The 1795-nt window shown below is 35.9% G+C and carries 1 protein-coding gene; it reads right to left on the bottom strand.

The window, feature by feature from the left end; all coding sequences use genetic code 11:
* Positions 1–402 precede the first annotated feature (402 nt).
* Positions 403–1653, bottom strand: a complete 1251-nt coding sequence (gene tyrS / locus OZD66_RS04770; RefSeq protein WP_182367628.1) for a tyrosine--tRNA ligase — start codon at positions 1651–1653, stop codon at positions 403–405.
* Positions 1654–1795 lie beyond the last annotated feature (142 nt).

The raw sequence follows: 1795 nt of genomic DNA, 5'->3' as shown, positions 1-1795 counted from the left end.
CAGATTGATTGCAAAAAAACAAGATTTTCAATAGGTTGCTTATAATCCTAACTATAGTTAGCCTTTCATAAGTAGCGATGCAACAAAGCCATCCCAGTGTCAAGCACTGGGATGACAAGAAGAGGGTACTTGGATAAGAGGCATTGCCCTCCTGGTAGGCCTAAATTGCAATGCCCGTACAGTTATGGATTCATTCGCGGTATAGATTCCGCTAACAAGTAGCGGAATGACGAATTTGTTGTTTTTCAAATTGTAGGTAAACCTAAGCCACTTTAGCTATATATAATAGAATTTCGCTTTCTACTACCTTTCCAGTTGTTTTATACATAATTCTCGAATTTTGAAAATTTGCTCCATATCTAATTTCTCACTTGTATAAAATTTGTTTTCTTACTTCGAGATCTAATCTACCATAACTTTAATATGGCGTTTCTTTCCTGCAGATAATTTTATGAATGATTGATCTTTAAAGCTCTCGGGATTTATTATGTAGTTAATGTCATTTATAATATTATCATTAACTTTGCACCCATTGCCCTGTATTAAACGCTTTGCAGCGCCTTTTGAAGGTTCAAAACCGGTGTCATGTAGTAGGTCTACTAAGGATATGCCGCTTGCAACTTGTTCTTTTTTTATAATGTAATCAGGAAGTAGTGAGCTATCCTCATTCTCAAAAGCAGAGACTGCAGCAGATTGTGCAAGTTCTGCTTCTTTGTTACCGTGACATATTTTTGTCACTTCTGTTGCCAAAACTTTTTTTGCTTCATTTATTTCCTGATCTTTTAAGGATTCTAACTTTTTGATCTCATCAATTGACAAATCAGTGAACAATCTCAAGAAACGTCCGACGTCTTGATCATCAACATTGCGAAAATATTGCCAATAATCGTAAGGTTTTAGCATATTGCCATCGAGCCATATCGCTCCACTTTCAGTTTTGCCCATTTTTTTTCCTTGTGCATTTAATAAAAGAGGCGTGGTAAGGCCAAACAGCTCAGGCAAGTTTAATTTTTTTCCCAGTTCAATCCCATTTACTATATTTCCCCACTGGTCTGATCCCCCTACCTGCAAACGACAGTCATACTTTTTGTTTAATTCAGTAAAATCGTAAGCCTGCAATAACATGTAATTAAATTCTAAGAAGCTTAAGGTTTGCTCTCTATCTAGCCTAGTTTTCACACTATCAAAACTTAGCATGCGATTTACCGAAAAATGCGCTCCTATGTCACGCAAAAAATCTATGTATTTTATGTTATCTAACCAATCTGCATTATTTACTATAACTGCACCAGTCTTTTCATCATCAAAAGATACCATTCTCTCCAATGTTTCCTTTATACTAGATATATTTTCGCTAATATCCTTGATAGATAAGAAGCTTCTTGCTTTATCCTTACCGGATGGGTCACCAATTTTTGTTGTGCCACCTCCAAGTAAGACTATCGGCTTGTAACCAAATTTTTGCAGGTGACGGAACATCATAATATGCATTAGGTGACCAATATGAAGACTTGGTGCTGTGCAATCAAACCCAATGTATGCGACTATATAATTGCTCTGCAATAATAACTGATCTAGTCCTTCAATGTTTGTGCATTGGTATAGGTACCCTCTTTCTTGGATGAAATTTAAAAATTCAGATGCGTGTTTCATAATCTCCTTGTATAGTGTGCTCGTTTATAATAAAGTTTTCTGGATCCCAGTGGGCTTTGTTGCATCGCTCAAGTGAAAAGAACTGGCAGTTACTGACAAAATTCATTATAAATGGCCATTTAACTGTTGAAGAAAAAATATG

Origin of the sequence: Wolbachia endosymbiont of Drosophila baimaii, assembly GCF_028982185.1 — a bacterium.
GTDB classification, from domain to species: Bacteria; Pseudomonadota; Alphaproteobacteria; order Rickettsiales; family Anaplasmataceae; genus Wolbachia; species Wolbachia pipientis.
Note: the sequence above shows the minus strand (reverse complement) of the source record. Positions and strands in the feature narration are given on the sequence as shown.